The sequence below is a fragment of the Bacillus sanguinis genome (assembly GCF_018332475.1).
In the GTDB taxonomy this organism is placed as follows: domain Bacteria; phylum Bacillota; class Bacilli; order Bacillales; family Bacillaceae_G; genus Bacillus_A; species Bacillus_A sanguinis.
Genome location: NZ_BOQB01000155.1, coordinates 1 through 7351 on the forward strand (window position 1 = coordinate 1; position 7351 = coordinate 7351).

7 protein-coding genes are annotated in these 7351 nt (G+C 32.4%); 2 read left to right on the forward strand and 5 right to left on the reverse strand.

The annotated features are described in order from the left end of the window. Positions 1-81 precede the first annotated feature (81 nt). A complete protein-coding gene (locus KI369_RS17305) occupies positions 82-666 on the forward strand; it encodes a LysE family transporter (protein WP_212956743.1) in 585 nt (194 codons plus the stop codon). 209 nt (positions 667-875) lie between these two features. Here the strand turns inward: KI369_RS17305 and KI369_RS17310 are convergent, their stop codons facing one another. Continuing rightward, positions 876-1613 (reverse strand): N-acetylmuramoyl-L-alanine amidase, encoded by a 738-nt coding sequence (locus KI369_RS17310; protein ID WP_212956744.1) that lies wholly within the window; start codon positions 1611-1613, stop codon positions 876-878. Positions 1614-1849: 236 nt separating this feature from the next. On the opposite strand from KI369_RS17310, the gene KI369_RS17315 reads away from it, so the two are divergent. Further along, positions 1850-2110, forward strand: a complete 261-nt coding sequence (locus KI369_RS17315; RefSeq protein WP_000774123.1) for a hypothetical protein — start codon at positions 1850-1852, stop codon at positions 2108-2110. Positions 2111-2217: 107 nt separating this feature from the next. Here KI369_RS17315 and KI369_RS17320 read toward each other — a convergent pair whose 3' ends face one another. The 4 genes from KI369_RS17320 to KI369_RS17335 all read right to left on the reverse strand — a co-directional run. Beyond that, complete coding sequence (locus tag KI369_RS17320) at positions 2218-4014, reverse strand: ABC transporter ATP-binding protein (RefSeq protein WP_212956745.1); 1797 nt, start codon at positions 4012-4014, stop codon at positions 2218-2220. After that, on the reverse strand, positions 4007-5761 hold the full coding sequence (locus KI369_RS17325) for an ABC transporter ATP-binding protein (protein ID WP_212956746.1): 1755 nt from the start codon (positions 5759-5761) through the stop codon (positions 4007-4009). Before KI369_RS17325 ends, KI369_RS17320 begins: the two co-directional genes overlap by 8 nt. A 222-nt stretch (positions 5762-5983) precedes the next feature. After that, on the reverse strand, positions 5984-6580 hold the full coding sequence (locus KI369_RS17330) for a DUF1349 domain-containing protein (RefSeq protein WP_212956747.1): 597 nt from the start codon (positions 6578-6580) through the stop codon (positions 5984-5986). Between the two features lie 33 nt (positions 6581-6613). After that, positions 6614-7351 (reverse strand): GNAT family N-acetyltransferase (locus KI369_RS17335; protein WP_212956748.1); only part of this gene is annotated, 738 nt, incomplete at its 5' end.

Here is a 7351-nt window from a genome sequence, read left to right on the forward strand (position 1 = left end):
CCTTATGTATAATAAAAAGCACACGTTATATTGTTCTTTTCGGTCATTATAACATACAAAAAATAATTAGGGGGTTTTGAAATGCCTATATTTTCTTTTTTATTATTTGTTTTTATAAGTAGCTTCACACCCGGACCTAACAATTTTTTAGCTATGACATACGCCAATCAACATGGTTTAAAAAGGAGTATGCAATTTTGCTTTGGAGTAGCCTTCGGGTTTTTCATTCTCACTTCCTTATGTAGCTTCTTTAATATTGTACTAATCAATATCCTACCCATAATCGAATTCCCTTTAAAAATCTTAGGTATAGCATACATGCTATATTTAGCTTTTAAAATACTCACTAGTAAAACTAGTACAGATCCCGATGAAAAACATACTAAAAACTTATTTACAGTGGGGATTTTTCTTCAATTTGTTAATCCTAAAGGGATACTATTCGGGCTGACTGTAGTGTCGACTTTTATTCTCCCTTACTATAATTCATATTCAAGTTTTCTACTTTTCTCATTATTTCTAGGTGTAGTCGGGTTAATGAGTACATTCAGTTGGAGCTTATTTGGTTCCATGTTCCAAAAATTTTTATTAAAACATACTAAATCATTTAACATCATTATGGCCGTTTTATTAATTTTCAGTGCTATTTCAATTGTAATGAATTAAATTCTAATTCTAATTTTTTTCTTTTTAAATATACTTGAAATTTCCGATGAATCTCCGACTTACATGTATTAATTATTAAAACAGGAAACTTCTATATCTAATCATATTTATACGAGATAAAATTATAAAAAGAGGATTACTCAAAATAAGTAATCCTCTTTTTATTTCCTATCGTTTTTAAAATATTCTGTTTCACTAAACTAGAACCTTTACTTTACTTCATACCACCAGCCTTTACGATCAAGCCAACCTGTCATACCATTTAATTGAGTATCTGATGTTGGATCGGAAATAAAATATGTTAATCCATCAGGCTGTAAAATAAATTTAGCTGTCATTTTTACTGAATTTAAAGCTTGCATAGCTTCAGGAACTTCATACGGTGAGAAGGCGCCTGATTGTATTATATTTTGTTTAGATGGCGGAGTTGTCCCACCAGATTGCCCAGTTAAAGCATACACAATTGAATTTGCAATCTTATCTGGATTCCATTTTGCCATATCTGCTTCATTATCGATAAATCCAAGTTCAATTAAGATTGCAGGTGCTTTCGTATTCGATAACACATAAAGGTCTTTTCGTTCCTTTGCACCACGATTTGACCAGCCAATATCTTTTGAAAGTTGTGCTGCTATCTTTGCTGATAAAGCTTGTTGATCATAGTAAAGTACTTCAACACCATTTGCTCTCGTATCATATGAGTTTAAGTGAAATGAAACTACTAAGTCTACATCATGTGAGTTTGTTTTTGATACGATGTTATTTAAATTTTGTGCCTGCGTTGTCCCTACTTCATCAGTATCATCATAAACTGTATGCCCTAATGCTCTTAATTTAGCAACAACTGCATCCTTAACTTGGCGATCCATAACGTGTTCTTTCCGATTCCCATAATTCGCGCCTTGTACAATGCTGTTATGACCTGCATGTAAACTATATCTAGCCATTTTTCAACACCCCCTTTTTTATTAACATATTCAAAGCTCGTCTTATTGTCCGGTCAAATATCCAGTACAACACTTGCAAATAATAAATAGGGCGCTAATCTATTTTTTAAATGAAAAAATCAAAAATAATACTTTAAATTGCGACATCCACTTTTTATTATTCATGTTAAAATCTTTTTATAATAATACAGAAAAATACGCTATAATATAAGTTATTGTTCTTTAGGAGGGTTTCAATGGCTGATAAATATAAATTTTTAATTCTCGTTATTACGGTATTTTTTTCTTTCTTTTCCTTAATAAAAGATTTCCGCAACACTTCAAAAAGTTTCTTTTTTGGGAGCTTCGCAATCCTAACATGCTTTATTTTATTATTAACCCATGCTTTAGAGTTAACTCCAGTACTTCTCTATTCAACACAGATGGCTCTTGAGATTATTACAATACCACGTAAATTAATTCTTCTATCTGTCACTGAATTCGCTAGTTTCTTCTAATAATTCGAACATCTAAAAATTTTTAACTCTATAGCTCTAATTATCTTTACAAATATAAAAATGCGGTTTCTCCTTTCTAGAGAAACCGCACTATATCAAAGTTCTTATTAAATTTTAAACTGACTCGTATACAGGTCAAAGTAAAATCCTCTATCTTCCATGAGAGATTCATGATTCCCTTTTTCTAAAATGCTTCCATCTTTTATAACAAGGATTTGATCTGCTTTTTCAATCGTCTTCAGTCGATGAGCGATTACGAAACTTGTTCGACCTCTCATTAAATTGTTTAGTCCTTCTTGTATTTGTAATTCTGTTCTCGTATCAATATTAGATGTCGCTTCATCAAGGATTAATATATCTGCATCTGCTAAAATTGCTCGTGCAATCGCAAGAAGTTGTTTTTGTCCTTGACTTAAATTCGATCCTTCTGAAGCAATTTTTGTTTCATATTGATTCGGTAAATGTTTTATAAAGGAATGTGCAGATGCTGCCTTAGCTGCATTGATTACTTCTTCATCACTAGCATCTAATCGACCATAACGAATATTATCCATAATTGTACCTGCGAATAAATACGTATCTTGTAAAACTACTCCTATTTTACTTCGTAACGAATTCATATCATAATCTTTTATATTTTTTCCATCAATATGAATTTGTCCTTGCTGTATATCATAAAAGCGAGTTAGCAAATTAATGATTGTTGTTTTGCCCGATCCAGTTGGACCAACTAAAGCAATTGTCTCCCCTGGCTGTGCCTTAAGACTCACTTCTTTTAAAATCGTTTTATTTTCCTCATAGCCAAATGAAACATTCTCAAGTGCAACGTGCCCTAGTAAATTTTGTACAGTGAATGCATCTTTTTTATTTTGAATTTCCGGTACTTCATCCATAATTTCAAAGACACGTTCTCCACCAGCAACGGCCGATTGAATCGTATTCATTAAAGTTGCGAATTGACTGAGTGGTCTTGAGAATTGACGAGAATAATTAATAAAAGCCGCAATAACACCAACTGTTGTCATTCCATTTAAAACCATTACTGATCCAGTCCCAATTACAAGTCCCATACCTAAGTTGTTAATAAAGTTCATACTCGGAAAAATAAAAGCTGAAAATGTATCCGCCTTCGTTGCTGAAATTCTTAGTTGTTCATTAATTTCATTGAAATTTTGTACGGTTTCCTTTTCTTTCCCGTATAACGTTGTAACATCCGCACCTGTTATAGCTTCCTCAATAAATCCATTTAATTCTCCTAAATCTTTTTGACGCTTTGCAAAGTTTTTACCACTATAAGCAACTAGTTTTTTTGTAACGAAAAACATAATAGGTACTGTAATTAAAGTAACGATTGCTAAAATCCAATCTAATGCGAACATCGCAATTGTGACACCTATAAATGTTAATGCTGATGAAATAATTTGTATAACACTTTGCGTCAACGCTTGATTCAAATTATCTATATCATTTGTCACACGGCTCATTAAATCCCCTTGAGAACGTACATCGAAGAACCGTAAAGAAAGCGTTTGGATTTTCTCAAAAATATCTTGGCGTATTTTTTGTATTGTTTTTAATGCAACGTTAATCATGACAAAGGTTTGTAACCATGTTAATAATACAGTTACACCGTAAATCGCGATAAGTAACAAACACATTCTCGCCGTTCCACTTAAATCTTTCGGTACAATATATTGATCTATAATTACTCCCATTAAATAAGGACCTAATAACCCAAGTAACGTCGTAACAAATACTAAACATATAACGAACGTAAGAGCAACCTTTTGATACCCCATATAGTTCCATACGCGCATTATAGTTCCTTTCGTATTTTTAGCTTTACTCACCTTAGTTGCGTTACGTCCACCTTTATTAGCAAATTGCCCTTGAAAATTACGCATGTTCTTTCCCACCTTCTTTATATAAATTACCACCTTGGGAAAGATAGATTTCTTGATATACCTCACATTGTTCTAACAGTTCTTCATGTGTACCATCACCAACTAATTCACCGTTATCTAAAACGAGAATTTTATCAGCATCTATTATAGATGAAATTTTAGAGGCGATTAATATCGTTGTGGTTCCTTTATATTCTGTTCTTAATGCCGATTGAATGTTAGATTCTGATTTCGCATCAACTGCTGATGTAGAATCATCTAATACAAGAATAGATGGCTTTCTTACAAGCGCTCTTGCAATTGATAAACGTTGTTTTTGTCCACCCGATAAATTCGTCGCACCTTGTGTTAAGTAATATTGATAAGAATCTTCCAACTTGTTAATAAACTCAGTCGCACAAGCTGATGAAGCCGCTACTTCCAGTTCGCCCTTCGTTGCATCTTCTTTACCATAACGTAAGTTTTCTTCTATACTACCTGAAAACAACAATGCCTTTTGAGGTACAAAACCTATAGAAGCACGAAGTTTTTGTAAATCATATGCTTTAACATTTATTCCATCAATGCATATTTCACCTTGATCAACATCGTATAAACGCGGTAACAGTTTTGCTAAAGTAGATTTACCACTTCCTGTAGAACCTATAATTCCTACTTTTTCACCTTTACATATACGAAATGAAATATCTTTTAAAACATATTCATTATTTTTCGTGTAACTATAACTAACATTATTAAAGTCAATCTGTCCCTCAATTTGCTTAGGTACAAATGCATTTGTTTCGCTCATTATATCAACTTTAGTATTTAAGACTTGCTGTACACGATCCGCAGACGGAAATGCTCGTGCGATTTGCATAAACACCATACTTATAGACATAAGTGACATTAAAATAATATTCAAATAGTTTATAAACGCTAATATAGCTCCTACTTGAAGAGATCCATTAAATACTTTTTCTCCACCAATCCACAATGTTGCTACAATCCCACCGTTCACAACTAACATTATGATTGGCATCATTAAGGAAATAAGTTGCACCGCTCGAATATTTATTTTTGTTAAATTTGTATTCACTTTTCCAAACTGATTGATTTCATATTTTTGTCTTACATACGCTTTAATAACACGTACTCCAGATAAATTTTCTTGTAACTTTGTATTCACTTTATCTAATGCTTCTTGCACTTTTTTGAATGTCCCGCTTGCTCTACTTGCAATGTATATAATCGCAAGCAATAAAATCGGAACAACTACGAGTAATATAGGAAATAACTCGCGCGCTGTTACAAAAACAATTATTATACTTCCGATAAATAACAAAGGACCACGAACAAGAACACGTAATGTCATCGTCATTGCCGATTGAATAGACGTAATATCATTTGTCACAATCGTTAACAATTTCCCAGTTCCAAATGAATCACGATTTTCACTAGAAAATGTTTCTATTTTCGCAAATACATCCTTTCGTATGTCTGTAGCGAAATTAACAGCTGCTTTTGTAGAATACAACATGCACCCAAGTCCTCCAACTAAACCGAGTGCTGCTGCTCCTATCATAAGAAGCCCCATTTTTATTACATAATTCATATCCCGATTCGCTATCCCAACATCAATAATATGTTGCATAATAGTCGGTTGAATTAAGTCCATCGCAACCTCAAGTACCATAAATAGTGGTCCAATAATAGCGAAGAACATGTATGGTTTTAAATACTGTAATAATTTGCGAAATGATTTCATACATAATCTCCTTTTTCCTATGAAATTACCATTTAATAATTCATACCCTCCTTACTTAAACCATATAATTTTTGATTTTTTCATTACTTCTATTATATTATGCAAATTAATATTTAACATTATTAAATGATAAGCATTAATGACTTTCCGGTCAATAAATGTGCTTTATATTACGCAAATAGAAAAACCGTACTCTTAAGTAGAAAGAATACGGCTTTTCATCTATATTTCTTCAATTGTAAAATCTAAAAACTCAGTCTCAAATCCATTGTTTTTAGAAGGACTACACGTGTAAAAACCTATTTTAACAGGCGCATTCCCTATGTCCTCCATCAAATGAGCGATTCTTATTTGTTCCCATTGACAGCTATTTTTTACATATATTATATAATCACCACGTTTACGAACAATTCGAAAACGAAGTTGTTGGGTAGCTAATTCTGTTGGAAAGTCTTGTGTTGACCAATCAGAATATCCATTATTCGTTACGACAGCTCCTAAATGAGAAGGGCCATCTGGAATATACTCTAATGAAGTTTTCAACCAACACTTTTCCGAAATCATAACAAAAAGACCTGCTTGATCGTATTTTGAATTTGGATTCATACACAATTGAACTTCAGCTTGAAAGTCTGTCATCATTTCATTATAAAATACATGACCATTCATTACTTCAAAACCATAATGTGTTTTAAGCCAAAAATCTGTTTCTGCTTTCGAACGGACAATAAACGCCTGATTGTCATTAATTTTATAATGTTCAGGGACATTCATTATAGTGAGTTGCTCAACATGTTTAGGTATATATGATATATTCATAGTTCCTCCATAATAAAGCCTTTATACGAACATTTAAAACTCCGCTAATACAGGGAATTTATAACCTTTCAAATCTAACTCTGTATTACTTCGAACCATTAAATACTTACTAGACTGTAATTCTGTAAACTGCACATCCTCAATCCCTAATTGATCTGGAGAGAAGTAAAATTCGATTTCTGTAAATCTTTCACCGATTTCCCCGCATATTTCATCTAAAACCGGAATTACTGGTGCAAATACTCCATATAATTTCAACTTTTCATTATCTACTTCATATACAATTAGTGCATCTAGTTTCTCTGAATAATACAATTTCTCATCCCATTCCGAATTGTACATATTCAAATAAAACGAAGGATGGAAGTTTAATGTTGAAAAATTATTTGAAAGTCTTTGGCTACTATCTATAGTTTCATGTATTAACTTTCTATCCTCTTCCATATAATAATCTAGCTCTCTAAGTAAGGAATCATTATTATTCTTTTTATCATATGGAATAGTCATCAAATACTCCTGTACAACTTTAAAACCATATGATGTATATAGTTCAGGTTTTTCCGTAAACAATAATATACATTCACATTTCTTATCGATTTCTTCTATCATTTTACTCATTAATTGTGTCATGAGTCCTTGTCTTCGGAAATTAGGGTGTGTCATCACCGATTGAATGCCTGCTGCATTTATTCTTTCACCATTTACTAGCAATGGTAGCGAGAATACCGCAACGTTTGCAATCGCTTTATCTTCTTGTAAAAATGATAAAGC

Excerpts from the sequence above, each read along its gene's own strand:
- KI369_RS17305 (WP_212956743.1), top strand. The coding sequence starts at position 82 with ATGCCTATATTTTCTTTTTTATTATTTGTTTTTATAAGTAGCTTCACA.
- KI369_RS17310 (WP_212956744.1), bottom strand. The coding sequence starts at position 1,613 with ATGGCTAGATATAGTTTACATGCAGGTCATAACAGCATTGTACAAGGC.
- KI369_RS17315 (WP_000774123.1), top strand. The coding sequence starts at position 1,850 with ATGGCTGATAAATATAAATTTTTAATTCTCGTTATTACGGTATTTTTT.
- KI369_RS17320 (WP_212956745.1), bottom strand. The coding sequence starts at position 4,014 with ATGCGTAATTTTCAAGGGCAATTTGCTAATAAAGGTGGACGTAACGCA.
- KI369_RS17325 (WP_212956746.1), bottom strand. The coding sequence starts at position 5,761 with ATGAAATCATTTCGCAAATTATTACAGTATTTAAAACCATACATGTTC.
- KI369_RS17330 (WP_212956747.1), bottom strand. The coding sequence starts at position 6,580 with ATGAATATATCATATATACCTAAACATGTTGAGCAACTCACTATAATG.